Below are 15,901 nucleotides of genomic sequence, written 5' to 3' on the forward strand. Positions count from 1 at the left end.
GACCCGGCTCAGCGCAAATTGTAGAACGCGTCGCGACCAGGATATGAGGCCACTTCGGCAAGCTCTTCTTCAATACGTAGCAACTGATTATATTTTGCCATGCGGTCTGAACGCGACAGAGACCCAGTCTTGATTTGCATGGCGTTCGTGGCTACCGCGATATCGGCAATCGTCGTATCTTCGGTTTCACCCGAACGATGTGAAATAACGGCCGTATAGCCTGCACGTTTGGCCATTTCGATGGCCGCAAAGGTCTCGGTCAGGGTGCCGATCTGGTTAATTTTGATGAGGATGGAATTGGCGATGCCTTGATCGATACCTTGCTTGAGAATCTTGGTATTGGTGACGAACAGGTCGTCGCCCACCAACTGAACCCTTTTGCCCAACTGGTCGGAAAGCACTTTCCAACCTTCCCAGTCGTTCTCGGCCATGCCGTCTTCGATCGAAATGATGGGGTATTTGTCGCACCATGTGGCAAGCAGATTCGAGAAATCCTGCGAGGTCAGCGCTATGCCGCCTTCGCCAGCCAGATGGTATTTACCGTCACGATAGAATTCTGAGCTGGCACAATCGAGCCCTAACGCCACTTGCGTTCCGGCTTCGTAGCCGGCTTCGGCAATGGCTTGCAAGATAAGCTGAATGGCTGCTTCATGATTGGCCACGTTGGGCGCAAAACCGCCTTCGTCGCCTACCGCCGTGGACATGCCTTGCTTGTTCAACAGTTTCTTGAGTGCATGAAAGATTTCAGCGCCCATGCGCAAAGATTCACGGAAGCTCGTCGCGCCAATGGGCAGAATCATGAACTCCTGCATATCCAGTGTATTGTTCGCATGTGCGCCGCCATTGATGACGTTCATCATTGGCACAGGCATGGACATTGGGCCGCTGCCGCCAAAATATCGATATAGGGACAGGCCGGAATCGTCGGCCGCTGCGCGGGCGACTGCCATGCTGGCCGCCAATATGGCATTGGCACCCAGCCGGCTTTTGGATTCGGTGCCGTCCAGGTCGATGAGCGTGCGATCCAGGAAAGTCTGCTCTTGCGCATCCAGGCCCATGAGTGCCTCGGAGATTTCGGTGTTCAGGTTCTCGACGGCACGTAGGACGCCCTTGCCAAGGTAGCGTGATGCGTCTTCATCGCGCAGTTCGATGGCCTCCCGCGAGCCTGTGGAGGCGCCTGATGGTACAGCCGCACGACCCATTGCGCCCGACTCCAGCAGTACATCGCACTCCACGGTCGGGTTGCCGCGCGAGTCTAGAATTTCGCGTCCAATGATATCTACGATTGCACTCATATATTGACTACCTGCCTGAAATGGGGTTTGGCTGAAAATTTTGCATGGCGGCGCGTAGGTCTATTGACCAGCGCTGCGACACCACACGCAAACGACCGATTGTACCTGTGCCTCGCATGCTGAGGCTTCCCTTAGTTTAAAAGATTAGAAATTTTATTTTCTGTCACGCCCTGGACTGATGCAACCCCCCCCGCCGGGGAGACATTCCGGATCAGGATTGCGTGTCGGCGGGGCTTGCCGCCTCCTGACGCAGACGCTGTTCAAGAATGCTTAACATCGTTCCAAGCGCTTGCATGTCATCGGCCGACAAGTCGGACAACGCCCGTTCAATAAACGCGGACCGACGGGGCATGGCCTGCGTCACGACGACCCTGCCTGCATCCGTCAATGCGACATTCGTGAGTCTGTTGTCCTGGGTGTCGTTATGTCGTTCGATCCACCCCTTTTTTTCGATGACCTTGATCTGGCGCGTGAGCGCTGCGGGATCGATCCGCAACACATGCGCGAGCTGCTTCTGGGAGGTTTCACCGCACTGGTGCAAATGCAGCAGTATCCGCCAACGCGGCATCGAGTGCCCTATATTGGCCTCGAAGGCCGACATCATTGCACGATAGGTGCGCCCGAGCTGCTGCATGACATGCAGTTGCGGGATATCGCTCATGAACGTCCCCTTGTCGGCGGCGCGGGCTGGTCGCTGGCGGCAACGGTGCGCGAGAAACTTATCCGCGGCACGCGATACACCCATGCAAGAGCGATCAGGGCAGTCAACAAGGTCAGCGTCAACCCGCTATGAACGGCCGAGACCAGCGACGTGCGGGCGATCTCTATCAAGGCATCGCCTTGTAGTCCCGCATCTCGCATCTGGATGATAAAGTCATTCTGGACGGCCTGACTGACCAACACTTGCGGATCTTCCAGCAAGGCCATCCATGATGTGCCGTCCCCCTGCGGGATGGATTGACGCACCGAGCCGGCGTGATAGTGTCCCACCACGGTGCCAACCAGAGCCAGGCCGAACATGCCGCCTATCATCCTTACCGATTGCAAAAGCGCAGTAGAGATGCCCAGCAGCGCCCGGCCGGCAGTCTCCTGGGCGAAGACCGTGAGGTTGGGCATGACGAAACCCAGGCCTGTACCGCCGAGCATCATATAGACGGCAACGACCCAATGCGAGGTGGTTTTTTGCGTTACCACCATTCCGGCGCATGCGAGGACCATAAGGCCAAACCCGAGATACAGTATGTGATTGGGAGAGTTCAGACGCACAACGATGCGGCTATTGGCGATACTGCCGACGGTTATGAACACGACCAAAGGAGTGATAAGCAAGCCCACCTGCTGCGGACTCAAGCCGAACCCGCCCTGTAGCAACAGCGGCAGATAGAACAGCAAGGTGAACATCACGAAACCCGTGAACAGTGAAAGAAAGAACAAGGCAACCAGACTCTTGTTGCGAAACATATCGGGCGGCAGCAAGGGCTCTTCGCAGCGCTTCTCCCAATAGATCAGTACAGCGAAAGCGGCAACCGAGAATAAGCCCAGCAAAACCATGGACAGGCTCGCGCCATGCAGGGGCACCAGTTCCACGAAGACCTGCAAGCTGCCCAGGCCAAGCGCAATCAAGCCCGCACCCTGCCAATCCAGTCGGATCCTGCCGCGCTGCGCTTGCTTGATATGAGGAAGGAAGCGCCAGATGAAATACAGTCCAACGACCCCTATTGGCAAATTGACATAGAACACCGAACGCCAGCCCATGTAATGCGTAAGGAACCCCCCCAGAGACGGGCCGAAAGCGTTGGCGATGCCAAAGGAAGCCGTCAGCAACACCTGCCAGCGCAGGCGGACATGGGTGTCGGTAAACAGGTCAGGAACGCAAGCGAACGCAGTGCCGATCAGCATTCCGCCACCTATGCCTTGCAATGCGCGTCCAAGCACCAGCTGCAACATGGTTTCGGCAATGCCGCACAGGGCGGAAGCGACGGTGAACACGATAATTGATGCGATGACAAACGGCTTGCGTCCATGGAAATCACCCAGGCGACCGAAGATCGGGATGGTGATGACGGAAGTGAGCAGATAGGAAGTCGCCACCCAGGCATACAATTCAAACCCGTTTAGCTCGGCGACTATTGTGGGCAGCGCAGTGCCTACGACTGTTTGGTCGACCGCAACGAGCATCGTAACAAAACAGAGGCCCAGCATCGCAAGCAAGGACTGGCGCACCGGAAGAACACGCCCGTTGTCGGGCGACTCCAGCGAAGGCCGTGGCGACATGTAAATCCCTTGATAAGTCAATAATTGCTACGTCCAGCATTTTAGCGCGGCGAGGCCGGATGGCAAAAGAATATCGGATGTGGGTCCGACACACCGTGAAGGACCAGTCCTGAACCTGGATACTGCGCAGGACTACACGATTTCGATCACGGAAGCTGTGTCTTTCGTACCGGCGCGCCGTGCCTGGTGATCGATGGCCGCCTGAATGTAGCTTGAGAACAATGGGTGCCCATCCCGGGGCGTGGAGGTGAATTCGGGATGGAACTGGACACCCATGAACCATGGATGCTGAGGCAACTCCATGATCTCGGGAAGATTCTCAGTAGGCGTACGTGCACTGATCACCATACCGGCCTCTTCCAGGCGAGGCACATAGACGTTGTTCACCTCGTAGCGATGGCGGTGGCGCTCGTTGACTTCGTCGCCATAGATGGAATAAGCACGCGTACCAGATTTGACCGGGCAACGTTGTGCGCCCTTGCGCATGGTACCGCCCAGGTCCGAAGTGGTATCGCGCTTTTCGATCTTGCCTTCGCGGTCTTGCCACTCGGTAATCAGCGCTACCACGGGATGCGGTGCGGAGGGATCGAACTCGGTGCTGTTGGCACCGCCAAAACCGGCCACATTACGTGCGAATTCAACCACTGCCAGCTGCATGCCCAGGCAGATCCCAAGATAGGGAACACCGTTCTCGCGGGCGTACCGAATTGCCTTGATCTTGCCTTCGGTGCCCCGCTTGCCGAAACCGCCAGGCACCAGGATGGCGTCCAGCCCCTTAAGGCAATCAGTACCTTCCGCTTCGATGACTTCGGAGTCGAGGTATTCGATGGAAACACGGGAATGCGTGTGGATGCCGGCATGGACCAGGGCTTCGCTGAGCGACTTGTATGACTCGGTCAGGTCGACATACTTGCCCACCATGCCTATACGCACCTCGTGCCGTGGGTGTTCGATGGCATCGACCAGGCGATCCCACACGGTAAGGTCGGCAGGCGGTGGATTGAGCGCGAGTGCATCGCAAACAAGCGTATCCAATCCTTGCTTATGCAGCATCGACGGAATCTTGTAGATGGAATCCGAGTCCCAGACCGAAATGACGGCATCGAGTGGCACATTGGAAAACAGCGAAATTTTAGCGCGCTCGTCATCGGGAACGGGACGGTCGGCACGACATAGCAAGGCATTTGGGTAAATACCGATTTCACGCAGTTTCTGCACGGAATGCTGGGTAGGCTTGGTCTTGAGTTCGCCGGCCGAAGCAATGAACGGGACCAGCGTCAAGTGTATGAATGCCGCGTTGTTGCGCCCCAGCCTCAGGCTCATTTGCCGAACGGCTTCCAGGAAAGGCAAGGACTCGATATCGCCGACGGTCCCACCGATCTCGACAATGGCGACGTCGGCTGCACCGTCCCAGGCCGCCTTGGCGCCGCGCGCCACGAAGTCCTGGATCTCGTTGGTAATATGGGGAATCACCTGGACAGTCTTGCCAAGATAGTCGCCACGGCGTTCTTTTCGCAGCACGGACTCGTAGATTTGCCCGGTCGTGAAATTGTTGACCTTGCGCATGCGCGTGGAAATGAAGCGCTCGTAGTGCCCGAGGTCGAGATCGGTCTCGGCCCCGTCTTCGGTAACAAAGACTTCCCCGTGTTGAAAGGGGCTCATGGTACCAGGATCGACGTTGATATAAGGATCGAGCTTGAGCATGGTGACACGCAAGCCGCGGGATTCAAGGATCGCCGCGAGGGAAGCAGCAGCTATGCCCTTACCCAGGGAGGAGACGACTCCACCCGTAACAAAGACGTATTTGGTCATCGGTATACATGCCCGGTGTGGCCGGGCAGAGCGGGAAATTTGGATTATAGCCGGCCGCAACCCTCTTGTTGGTCATTCCGGACGAATAAAGAAGTTTTGATCAAATATCGACTGTACGTTCCAGGAGCCAGGTTTCGGCGGGTCCGGCCACCATGGGCAACAGGCGCCGGCGAACTTCGGCATGGTAGTCATTAAGCCATGCCCTCTCGGCAGGTGTCAGCAAATCGAGAGCAATGCAGCGCGTATCGATCGGGCATAAGGTGAGTGTTTCGAATTTCAAAAACTCGCCGAATTCGGTTTCGGCCGCCGGCACCGTGAGGACCAGGTTTTCGATTCTTATGCCCCACATGCCAGGGCGATACAAGCCGGGCTCGTTGGAAGTAATCATCCCGGGCTGCATCGCCATGTCCGGATTGACAGCGGCGCGATAGGCGATGGACTGCGGTCCCTCATGGACGTTCAGGAAATATCCCACGCCATGGCCCGTACCGTGCCCGTAGTCGGCCCCCGCCTGCCAGATAGGCATACGCGCAATCGTATCGAGTAAGGGCGACATGGTGCCACGCGGGAATACGGCGAGCGCCAAGGCAATGTGTCCCTTGAGCACAGCGGTGTAGTCGCGTTTCTGCGCGTCGCCAACCTGTCCGACCGGCACGACACGGGTGATATCGGTCGTCCCGCCCAGGTACTGCCCGCCGGAGTCGATCAGCAACAAGCCATCGCCTGCTATTTCGGCATGCGACGGCTCGGTCGCATGGTAATGCGGCATGGCGCCATTGGCGTTGAATGCAGCAATCGTGCCGAAACTCGGCGTGACGAAGTTGGAGCGACGGCTGCGCGCTTCTGTAATTATTTCGTCTATGGTCAATTCGGTGATACGGGTTGCACCCAATGCCGCTTCGAACCACGCAAAGAACTCACACAGAGCCGCGCCGTCATGCTCCATGGTGCGCCGCACATGTTCAACCTCGGCGGCATTCTTGCACGATTTAAACAACTGCGACGGGTTGAGGGCTTCGCGCTTGCCGACGAATGCGGCAGATGCCAACACACCCACCGTGGTTCGCGCCGGGTCGAAAAGCAGTGTTTCCGTGTCCGCCAGACATGCCAAGGCGCCTGCGGCGGCATCATAGGGTTCGATACCTATACCATCCTTCAACAAGGCATCCGAAATCGGGGCATCGATCTTGCCGGGCGCCACGAACAAGCGCGCGCTGTCTTTCCCAATCAGGGCGTGCGCCAGAAAGACGGGGTTGTACGGAACATCATTGCCGCGCAAATTGAAAAGCCACGCTATATCGTCAAGCGATGAGATCCAGTGCCAATCTGCCCCGTTTTGCTCCATGGCGGCCCGTACCGCCGCGAGATTATCTTTTCGCGACCGGCATGCAAACGGAGGCAAATGCTCGAAAACAGTGCCTTGAGGCAAGCCCGGACGCTGCGGCCAGATGTCGTCCAGCAAGTCACGGTCGCACGACACCTTGATCCCTTTGGCTGCAAGGACTTCCTGCCACTGCCGATGCGTACGGATGGCCAACACCTGCCCGTCGACGCTCACGCATGCGCCGCGCGACAGTGTGCCGGCCAGCCACTCGATCGGTCCAGGCACGTCCGGCGCGCCAGCGCGCATGGTGGCTATACCTGTGCCGGCCAGATCGTTGTCGGCCTGTTCCCAATACCGACTATCTGTCCATAAGCCGGCGAAGCTTTCGGTCACCACCAAGGTACCGGCCGATCCGTCGAATCCAGTAAGCCACTGCCTGCCCTGCCAGTGGCCAGGCAAGTATTCGGACAAATGTGGGTCGGACGACAACACCACGCATGCATTGACGCCTCGGGCACTCATGGCGGCTTGCAGGGCGCGGATGCGATCAGCAAAAACATTGGGATTCACGATTGTCCTTGGTGGAAGGTCGAAAGTAAGGTTGCGAAAAGTCTAGGCCACGGCCGACACGTCCAGCCGGGCTGCGGTCTTGGACTGAATCTCGTCGACAGTTACGCCTGGTGCAAGCTCGATGAGCTTTAGGCCGTTATCACCCACCTCCAGGACGCCCAGGTCGGTAATAATGAGGTCGACAACGCCTACCCCGGTCAACGGCAGCGTGCACTCAGGCAGCAGCTTCATGTCTTCGGTGCCGTCTTTCTTGCGTGCCACATGCTCCATGAGCACCACCACCCGGCCCACGCCCGCGACCAGATCCATGGCGCCGCCCATGCCCTTGATCATTTTTCCAGGAATCATCCAGTTGGCGAGATCGCCTTTCTCGGACACCTGCATGGCGCCCAGTATGGCAAGATTTATCTTGCCGCCGCGGATCATGGCAAAAGAGTCAGCCGAAGAAAAAATGGATGAACCAGGCAAAGTGGTAATGGTTTGCTTGCCGGCATTGATCAAGTCAGGGTCGATCTCATCTTCTGTCGGAAAGGGGCCTATCCCGAGCAAGCCGTTTTCGGATTGCAGCCACACTTCCACACCCTCCGGCACATGATTGGCCACCATCGTGGGCAGGCCTATTCCGAGGTTCACATAGAAACCATCTTGCAATTCACGGGCAGCGCGGGCTGCCATTTCTTCACGATTCCAGGCCATTCTCAAGCTCCTTTTGCGTTGCGGACAGTGCGCTGTTCAATTCGTTTTTCGGGTTGGGCATTGATTACAATGCGGTGAACGTAGATGCCCGGAAGATGGACGTCGTCTGGATCAAACGTACCGGTATCGACGACTTCCTCGACTTCCACGATAGTGACCTTACCGGCCATTGCAACGTTGGGATTGAAATTGCGCGCTGTCTTTCTGAAAATAAGGTTGCCGCTGCGATCGGCCTTGTAGGCCTTGACCAACGACACATCGGGCACCAGGGAGCGTTCCATGACATATTGCTCGCCGTCGAATTCACGCACTTCCTTGCCATCCGCAACAAGGGTGCCTACACCGGTACGCGTGAAAAACGCTGGGATCCCAGCGCCCCCGGCGCGCAGTTTTTCAGCCAAGGTGCCTTGGGGTGTGAATTCGAGCTCGAGTTCGCCAGCGAGGTATTGACGTTCGAACTCTTTGTTTTCACCGACATACGATGCGATCATCTTCTTGATCTGGCGGGTGTTGAGCAACTGGCCCAGTCCAAAACCGTCGACGCCAGCGTTATTGCTGATGCATGTCAGGTTCTGGACCCTAGTATCGCGCAAGGCCGCAATGAGGGCCTCGGGAATGCCACAAAGCCCGAACCCGCCCACGGCGATGGTTTGACCGTCGGCGACCACGCCATTAAGTGCTTCTGCGGCACTTGCATAGACTTTATCCATTACTCCATCCTTATTTCAAAATAGCATGCTGGGCAGCGGATCAAATGACCCGCATGATGAGTGAATCAGTGATCAAGAAATAAAAAATCTGGCAAACTGCGCGAGCTCCGCTTCGCTCCAGGGGGACGATTTACCCGTGGCGGCGTCTACACCGACAATAACGTAATTACCCTTGGCGTATGCCACGCCGGGCTCATCGTCACGCTCAATGACCGTATCGATCGTCATGCTTGACCTGCCGATTTTGGCGAGGATCTGGGTTACGACGATGGTAGCCGGGTACATAAGCGGCTTGATAAAATCGCACGAGGTATGGGCCAGAATGCCGACCTTGCTGGACGGCAAGGTAATGCCCACCCGCTGGAACAGCTGCATCCGCGCCTCTTCAAAATAGCGGAAGTACAAGGTATTGTTTACATGATTCTGGGCGTCCTGGTCACCCCAGCGTATCGGCAAGGCGCAACGAAAGGCGCCGCCTATCGCAGGCGAGAACGGCGGATCAGTAAGCTGCATGAAAAAAAGCCCCTTTCACTATTTTCGAATGAACAAGTATAACGGCAAGAAAAGCCCGGTTTACGGTTGCGCAGCGCTACGCCACGATGGCTGCCGCACACGTAAAATCGTGGCGGAAGACCTCCCGATGATGGGACATGACCCCAGACTGCAATACAATCGGGTCATAAATTCAGGCCCTAGCGGCCAATGCCACAACATATCAGACACACGGGAGATCTCTAAAAATGGCTGAACGCGAATCAATGGAATACGACGTTGTCGTGGTAGGTGCCGGGCCGGCAGGCCTGGCGGCTGCCATTCGTCTCAAGCAGCTGGCCGCCGAGCGAGACCACGAGATTAGCGTTTGCGTGCTCGAGAAAGGCTCCGAGGTGGGCGCACACATACTATCGGGCGCTGTCATGGACACCCGCGCGCTGAATGAGCTGATCCCCGACTGGAAAGAAAAAGGGGCACCGCTGAATACCGTGGTCTCCGAAGACAAATTCCTGTTTCTCACCGAAAAAGGCTCGCGCGCGACGCCAAACTGGCTTCTGCCTGACTGCTTCCAGAACCACGGCAACTACATTGTTCGGCTGGGCAATGTGGTGCGCTGGATGGGTGAACAGGCCGAAAGCCTGGGCGTGGACCTCTTTCCCGGTTTCGCGGCAACCGAGATTCTCTACACCGATACCGGCGCAATAAAAGGTGTTGCCACGGGCGACATGGGCCTGGCGCGCGATGGATCACGCACGCCGCACTACCAACCCGGCATGGAACTGCATGCCCGATACACCGTCTTTGCCGAAGGTTCACGCGGCCAGCTGGGCCGCGAACTCATCAGCCGCTACAAACTCGACGCAGGCCGGGATCCGCAAAGCTATGGCATCGGCATCAAGGAAATGTGGGAAGTCGATCCGTCACAGTCCCAACCGGGGCTGGTCATGCACACGGCGGGCTGGCCGCTTGATTCCGACACCTATGGCGGATCCTTCCTGTATCACATGGCCGACAATATCGTCGTGGTCGGACTGGTCGTCGGACTGGATTACGCCAACCCCTGGCTATCTCCATTCGAAGAGTTCCAGCGCTACAAGACCCATCCCGCCATACGACAAACGTTCGAAGGCGGCAAGCGAATAGCCTATGGCGCCCGGTCGCTTACTGCCGGCGGGCTGCTGTCATTGCCTAAGCTCTGTTTCCCGGGCGGTGTCCTGGTCGGCTGCGAAGCCGGTGTGTTGAATGCGTCGCGCATCAAGGGCAGCCATTCGGCCATCAAGACCGGTGCATTGGCTGCCGAAGCGGCATTCGACGCCATCGTTGCCGATCGCCGCCATGACGAACTCGTGGCTTATCCAGCGGCATTCGAAAGTTCCTGGCTGCATGCCGAACTTAATAAGTCCCGCAATTTCAAGCAATGGTTCAAGAAGGGCCGTACCATCGCCACCTTGATGACAGGCGTCGAACAATGGCTGCTCAAGGGCAAGATGCCATGGACGCTGCACCACAGCAAACCAGATCACGCATGTCTGCAACCCGCGGCCGAATGCGCCCGCATCGACTACCCCAAGCCCGACGGCAAGATCACTTTCGACAAGCTGAGTTCAGTGTTCATATCGAACACCAATCACGAAGAGAACGAACCCGTGCACCTGACGCTAAAAGACCCGTCAATACCGGTGTCAGTCAACCTGGCCAAGTACGCCGGTCCGGAAGCGCGCTACTGTCCCGCGGGCGTCTACGAGTTCGTGAAAACCGACGCCGGCGAAGATCGCCTGCAGATCAACGCCCAGAACTGCGTCCACTGCAAAACGTGTGATATCAAGGATCCTACGCAGAACATTGTTTGGGTGGCTCCACAAGGTGGTGAAGGTCCGGTTTACAACGGAATGTAGCGCAAGCGCTTATGTACGCAGGTTGCGCCGCCGCAGCCTGCGTAGCGCCTCTGGCGGCAGATTGATTGCCACCAGACCTGCCATGATGAACATCACGCCCCATGCTTCGAGCAGGGTGGGCCGTTCTCCAAGCAGAAGCCACGCGAGGATGATGGTTAACACGGGAACACCCAGGCTGGACATCCCCGCTATCGTTGCGCTGACCTTCCGCACGACGGACAACCACAGCCACCAGCCCAGCGCCGAGGCCAGTATGGCCATATAGGCCATGCCCCAGAACAGATCGGGTCCCCACACTATGCTGCGCTGGGGCCACACCAGTGCCACCGGCAAGGCGAACAAGGCGCCCAGCAGCATTTGCCAGCTGCTCAGGTTCAGCACCTCCACCCGATGGCTGATAAACATTTTCTTGGTCAATACCACACCCAGCGCCCAGCTCATACCCCCGCCCAGTGCCAGCAAGGAACCCTGGACGCTGCCCACGCCTTTCCAAGGTGCAATCACGGCAATCAGTCCGAGCGCTGCCAGCACCAGTGCCAAGATGTGACGCCGAGCCGGGCGTTCCTTAAGCAGTAGCCAGGCGAACACCACCACCCAGAACGGCATCGTATAGGCCAGCAATGCCACGTGGCCCGCTCCGCCGCTGGTCAGCGCCATCTGACAAAGACACTGGAAAGCCGTGGTCTGGAAGACAGCAATACCCACTGTCAACCAGAAGGGCGGAAAACGCAGGGATTTCCTGGTCGCCACGAGTATCGAGAACAAGACAAGAAAGGCCAGGCCGTATCGGCCAACGACCAGGTCGAATGGCCCAATGAGGGCGGACAGGTGCTTCATGACGATCCAGCTGAATCCCCACAGCACCACGGTAATGCCCATGAGGAACAAGGCCCCGCGGTCCGCCTGGTTTTCTTTCAACAGAATGCGCCCTACCAAGCCTGCGACAACTGATCCAGAATTGCAGGATTCTCGAGCGTGGAAACGTCCTGGGTGACGGATTCTCCTTGGGCTACGACCCGAAGAAGGCGTCGCATGATTTTTCCAGAACGCGTCTTCGGAAGGTTTTCACCGAAGCGTATGTCCTTGGGCTTGGCGATGGGACCGATTTCCTTCGCCACCCAGTCGCGCAGTTGCTTCGCTACCTTTGCGGCCTCAGCTCCTTCCGGTAGCGGCCCATTGAGCACGACAAAGGCGACCACGGCTTCTCCGGTCGTGGCATCCGGACGCCCCACCACGGCGGCTTCGGCGACCAGTGAATGCGACACCAGGGCCGATTCGACCTCCATGGTGCCCAGCCGATGGCCAGACACGTTCAGAACATCGTCAATACGGCCCATGATCCAGAAATAGCCATCCGCGTCGCACTGCGCGCCGTCGCCAGCCAGATAGGCGCCTTTCAGCTCGGAGGGAAAATAGCTTTTCTTGAATCGTTCAGGATCACCCCATATCGTGCGTATCATTCCGGGCCATGGGCGCTGCACCACCAGGAAGCCACCCTTGCCGCTTTCCAGCGGTTCGCCTGCCTCGTCAACGACCGCGGCCGCTATACCGGGCAGGGGCAAGGTGCAGGAGCCGGGCTTGAGCGGCGTCACGCCGGGCAAAGGTGTGATCATGTGGGCACCGGTCTCGGTCTGCCACCACGTGTCCAATACTGGGCAGCGCTCGCGACCCACATTGGTGTAGTACCACATCCAGGCTTCCGGATTGATGGGCTCGCCCACCGATCCGATAATGCGAAGGCTGCTGAGGTCATATTCGCGCGGGTGGTAATCGGGAGATCCCTCGGCGGCCTTGCTGAGCGAACGGATTGCCGTCGGAGCGGTGTAAAACACCGTAACCTTGTGACGCTGGATCATTTCCCAGAAACGGCCAACATTGGGATAGGTGGGAATACCTTCAAATACCACTTGCGTCAAGCCAGCGGCCAACGGCCCATAGGTAATGTAGGTGTGCCCTGTTACCCAGCCGACATCGGCCGTGCACCAGAAAACATCAGAGTCCTTGGCATCGAACGTCCATTTGACCGTAAGCAAGGCCCACAGCAGGAAACCTGCCGTGGCATGCTGCACACCCTTCGGCTTGCCTGTCGAACCCGATGTGTAGAGGATGAACAGGGGATGTTCGGCATTCAGTGAGACAGGTTCGCATTGGTCGGACTGGCCTTCCGACAGCGCGTTCATCCAGATGTCGCGGCCCTCGTTCCATTGCACCGGTCCGCCGGTGCGCTTGTAGACGACCACATGTGAGACGGCCTCGCAACCGCCCATGGACAGGGCTTCGTCGACCGCGTTTTTCAATGGAATGGACTTGCCGCCGCGCACCTGTTCGTCAGCAGTGATCACCAGCGTAGCACCCACATCGACAGTGCGCTCGTGGAGGCTCTTCGATGAGAACCCCCCGAACACGACTGAGTGAATGATGCCCAGGCGCGCGCAAGCTTGCATGGCGACGACCGCTTCAATGGACATCGGCAGGTAGATAATGGCCCGCTCGCCAGCCTGGTGCCCCAGTGACTTCAGACCATTGGCGAATTTGCAGACTCGGGCATGTAACTCTTTATAGGTCACTGAAGTAACCTTCCCGTCGTCCGCTTCGAAAATAAGCGCCGTTTTATTGGCGGTTGGCGTAGCAAGATGCTTGTCGAGGCAATTCGCCGACACATTCATCTCGCCGTCCGCGAACCAACGATAAAACGGCGCTTCGGATTCATCCAGAACCTGGCTGAAAGGCTTTGTCCAATTCAGGTTTTCCCGTGCAAGTCGCCCCCAGAAATCGTCGGGCGATTGTCGTGCCTCATCGCACAGCGCCTGGTACTCTTTCATTCCGGAAATAGCAGCACCTTCGACAAGATTGGGAAAAGGCGGGAAGACCCGGGTTTCGGTGAGTACAGACTCAATTCCACTAGACATGTTGCGCTCCTTAGAAGTATTTGTTCGAATTATTGCCTCACCGTACTGCGTCAGGCTTACAAAAGACTGACAATACGACCCAGCAGGTTTTCAAGGTAGGACTCAGACCGATATCATATCGTGTCGCCGCGCGTCGCGAGCCAATGCCCCTCTCGGGAAGTCCAGGCGCGTAAGGACAATCAGGCCGGCCACGAAAAAGACACCGGTAAATAGCAATGCGAGGCGATGATTGCCATCAGTGACCCAGGTCACAAGGCCGTAGCACAAGGGTCCGACCACGGCAGCCAACTGCGTGGCAAATGTCCATAGTGAATAGAACTCGGCCAATCGTGTTGGTGGTGCCAATGCGCCCACCATTGCACGGCCCGCGCTCTGGCTCGTTCCCATGCAAAGTCCGGCCAACGTAGCGGCCACCCAGAACACCCACAGCTGCACGGCCGCATAGGCAACCAGAATCATCATGATCCAGGCGACGAGTGTGATCGCAAGGGCGACCTTGTGACCGATCTTGTCCTGCACGTAGCCAAAAAGAAAAGCTCCCGTTGCCGCCGCGATATTGACGGTGAACACCAGCATCATCGTCTGTGCCATGGTAAAGCCCATTGCCTGTGTTGCATACACGGCCGATAAGGTGATGACAACCGCTATCCCGGCGTGATAGTACGCTGCGCACAATAGCAGAAGTCGGAAGTCGGGAAAATTCTGTCGCGTGTCGTACCAGGCGGCCAACAGATTGGCTAGTATCTTCCGAGGTTTCGTATGGCTGGGCGGGGTGCGTTCGCGCAAATACAAAAAGGACGGAATGGCGGACACCATGAATATCACGGCCGTCAAGACCATGATGTAAGGAACGTACTGACTGGCCGGAATGTTGCGCCCGCTTGCCCACGACACCAGAGCCAAGGCCAAACCCAGCGTGAGCATGCCGCCAAAATAGCCGAAGCTCCATCCCCAGCCTGAGACCCGGCCCAGTGCGCGTGGTCGGGCGATTTCCGGAAGAAATGCGGCCACGATGGACTCACCGACACAATAAAAGTAATTGGATAAAGCGATGATGAGCAGGCCCCAGGCGATATCGCCCGGGCCAGTGAACGCGAGCAGCAAGGTCGCTACCACGCAGCCCAAGGTACTGGTGAACAACAGCTTACGCTTGCCGGCCCGGGCGTCCGCGCGGGCGCCCAGCGACGGCATGCTCAGCATGATCATCAGATAGGAAAAAGACATCGCTGCGGTAAACGCCAATGTGCCCCATGTTTTGCCGTCGGCCACGACGCTGACGAAATACGCGCTGAATACCGTAGTAAGTACAACCGTTGTGTAGCCCGAATTGGCGAAGTCGTACATCGCCCAAGCCCACACTTCGCGCTTCGTGACGCCTGGATTGACGGCGTCACGAAACGCGAGAGTCAGGCCTGCATCGGGCGACGCCTTTGAGCTTTCACGACTCATTGATTCAGAGCGGCTATTCCGGCGCGTGCAATCTCGACATCTTCACTGGATTTAACGCCCGAGACGCCTACGGCGCCGACGATGGCCGAATCGACAACAATGGGGATGCCGCCTTCAAGCATGCCTTCAAGGCCTGGAGCGGACAGAAACGAATAGCGGCCCTGGTTGATGCTGTCTTCATACCCTTTGGATTCGCGCCGACCCAATGCCGCCGTACGTGCCTTGGCTGGCGATATCTGTGCGGAAATCGGTGCTGCGCCATCCAGGCGCACCAGGCCCAACAGGTGCCCCCCGTCGTCCACCACCGATATGGTGACGGCCCAGCCATGCTGCGCGGCGAACACTTGAGCCGCTTCCAGTATGGATTTCACGTCGGTCATACTTAAAACTGGTTTTGTGTACATCAGAAACATTCCCCGGTTGAATTGAAACATTGTGCTACGACCTTGTCAGCGACACCGACAAACAGCCCATA

The 15,901-nt window shown here is 57.6% G+C and carries 13 protein-coding genes; 1 reads left to right on the forward strand and 12 read right to left on the reverse strand.

Going from position 1 to position 15,901, the window contains the following annotated elements; genetic code table 11:
- Positions 1-8: 8 nt before the first annotated feature.
- From eno to CR155_RS10165, 8 genes are all read right to left on the reverse strand, one after another.
- Positions 9-1,295, reverse strand: a complete 1,287-nt coding sequence (gene eno / locus CR155_RS10130; protein ID WP_102069922.1) for a phosphopyruvate hydratase — start codon at positions 1,293-1,295, stop codon at positions 9-11.
- Between the two features lie 211 nt (positions 1,296-1,506).
- Positions 1,507-1,956, reverse strand: coding sequence for a MarR family winged helix-turn-helix transcriptional regulator (locus CR155_RS10135; protein ID WP_102069923.1), 450 nt, complete (start codon positions 1,954-1,956; stop codon positions 1,507-1,509).
- Complete coding sequence (locus CR155_RS10140) at positions 1,953-3,569, reverse strand: MFS transporter (RefSeq protein ID WP_233214125.1); 1,617 nt, start codon at positions 3,567-3,569, stop codon at positions 1,953-1,955. Before CR155_RS10140 ends, CR155_RS10135 begins: the two co-directional genes overlap by 4 nt.
- 132 nt (positions 3,570-3,701) lie before the next feature.
- Positions 3,702-5,381: a CTP synthase gene (pyrG, locus tag CR155_RS10145; protein ID WP_102069924.1), complete on the reverse strand. Its 1,680-nt coding sequence runs from the start codon at positions 5,379-5,381 to the stop codon at positions 3,702-3,704.
- A gap of 100 nt (positions 5,382-5,481) precedes the next feature.
- Positions 5,482-7,275, reverse strand: a complete 1,794-nt coding sequence (locus CR155_RS10150) for an aminopeptidase P family protein (protein ID WP_102069925.1) — start codon at positions 7,273-7,275, stop codon at positions 5,482-5,484.
- A 42-nt stretch (positions 7,276-7,317) separates the two neighbouring features.
- The gene (locus tag CR155_RS10155) at positions 7,318-7,971 is read right to left on the reverse strand and encodes a CoA transferase subunit B (RefSeq protein WP_102069926.1); all 654 of its coding nucleotides are present in this window, start codon (positions 7,969-7,971) and stop codon (positions 7,318-7,320) included.
- Between the two features lie 2 nt (positions 7,972-7,973).
- On the reverse strand, positions 7,974-8,681 hold the full coding sequence (locus tag CR155_RS10160) for a CoA transferase subunit A (RefSeq protein ID WP_102069927.1): 708 nt from the start codon (positions 8,679-8,681) through the stop codon (positions 7,974-7,976).
- Between the two features lie 72 nt (positions 8,682-8,753).
- Positions 8,754-9,194 (reverse strand): acyl-CoA thioesterase, encoded by a 441-nt coding sequence (locus CR155_RS10165; RefSeq protein ID WP_102069928.1) that lies wholly within the window; start codon positions 9,192-9,194, stop codon positions 8,754-8,756.
- A gap of 227 nt (positions 9,195-9,421) precedes the next feature.
- On the opposite strand from CR155_RS10165, the gene CR155_RS10170 reads away from it, so the two are divergent.
- Entirely contained in the window at positions 9,422-11,068 is a 1,647-nt protein-coding gene (locus CR155_RS10170; protein WP_199171727.1) for an electron transfer flavoprotein-ubiquinone oxidoreductase, read from the forward strand.
- 9 nt (positions 11,069-11,077) lie between these two features.
- Here the strand turns inward: CR155_RS10170 and CR155_RS10175 are convergent, their stop codons facing one another.
- The 4 genes from CR155_RS10175 to CR155_RS10190 all read right to left on the reverse strand — a co-directional run bounded on the left by CR155_RS10175 (position 11,078) and on the right by CR155_RS10190 (position 15,830).
- A complete protein-coding gene (locus CR155_RS10175; RefSeq protein ID WP_102070154.1) occupies positions 11,078-11,986 on the reverse strand; it encodes a DMT family transporter in 909 nt (302 codons plus the stop codon).
- Positions 11,987-11,997: 11 nt separating this feature from the next.
- Entirely contained in the window at positions 11,998-13,977 is a 1,980-nt protein-coding gene (gene acs, locus CR155_RS10180; protein WP_102069929.1) for an acetate--CoA ligase, read from the reverse strand.
- A gap of 102 nt (positions 13,978-14,079) precedes the next feature.
- Positions 14,080-15,426, reverse strand: a complete 1,347-nt coding sequence (locus CR155_RS10185) for an MFS transporter (protein WP_102069930.1) — start codon at positions 15,424-15,426, stop codon at positions 14,080-14,082.
- Positions 15,423-15,830 (reverse strand): GlcG/HbpS family heme-binding protein, encoded by a 408-nt coding sequence (locus tag CR155_RS10190; protein ID WP_102070155.1) that lies wholly within the window; start codon positions 15,828-15,830, stop codon positions 15,423-15,425. Before CR155_RS10190 ends, CR155_RS10185 begins: the two co-directional genes overlap by 4 nt.
- Positions 15,831-15,901 lie beyond the last annotated feature (71 nt).

The sequence above is a fragment of the Pollutimonas nitritireducens genome (assembly GCF_002849615.1).
GTDB lineage: Bacteria > Pseudomonadota > Gammaproteobacteria > Burkholderiales > Burkholderiaceae_B > Pollutimonas > Pollutimonas nitritireducens.

What these genes read in the sequence shown, in the direction of transcription:
- eno (WP_102069922.1), bottom strand. Translation starts at nt 1,295, where the DNA reads ATGAGTGCAATCGTAGATATCATTGGACGCGAAATTCTAGACTCGCGC.
- CR155_RS10135 (WP_102069923.1), bottom strand. Translation starts at nt 1,956, where the DNA reads ATGAGCGATATCCCGCAACTGCATGTCATGCAGCAGCTCGGGCGCACC.
- CR155_RS10140 (WP_233214125.1), bottom strand. Translation starts at nt 3,569, where the DNA reads ATGTCGCCACGGCCTTCGCTGGAGTCGCCCGACAACGGGCGTGTTCTT.
- pyrG (WP_102069924.1), bottom strand. Translation starts at nt 5,381, where the DNA reads ATGACCAAATACGTCTTTGTTACGGGTGGAGTCGTCTCCTCCCTGGGT.
- CR155_RS10155 (WP_102069926.1), bottom strand. Translation starts at nt 7,971, where the DNA reads ATGGCCTGGAATCGTGAAGAAATGGCAGCCCGCGCTGCCCGTGAATTG.
- CR155_RS10160 (WP_102069927.1), bottom strand. Translation starts at nt 8,681, where the DNA reads ATGGATAAAGTCTATGCAAGTGCCGCAGAAGCACTTAATGGCGTGGTC.
- CR155_RS10165 (WP_102069928.1), bottom strand. Translation starts at nt 9,194, where the DNA reads ATGCAGCTTACTGATCCGCCGTTCTCGCCTGCGATAGGCGGCGCCTTT.
- CR155_RS10170 (WP_199171727.1), top strand. Translation starts at nt 9,422, where the DNA reads ATGGCTGAACGCGAATCAATGGAATACGACGTTGTCGTGGTAGGTGCC.
- acs (WP_102069929.1), bottom strand. Translation starts at nt 13,977, where the DNA reads ATGTCTAGTGGAATTGAGTCTGTACTCACCGAAACCCGGGTCTTCCCG.
- CR155_RS10185 (WP_102069930.1), bottom strand. Translation starts at nt 15,426, where the DNA reads ATGAGTCGTGAAAGCTCAAAGGCGTCGCCCGATGCAGGCCTGACTCTC.
- CR155_RS10190 (WP_102070155.1), bottom strand. Translation starts at nt 15,830, where the DNA reads ATGTACACAAAACCAGTTTTAAGTATGACCGACGTGAAATCCATACTG.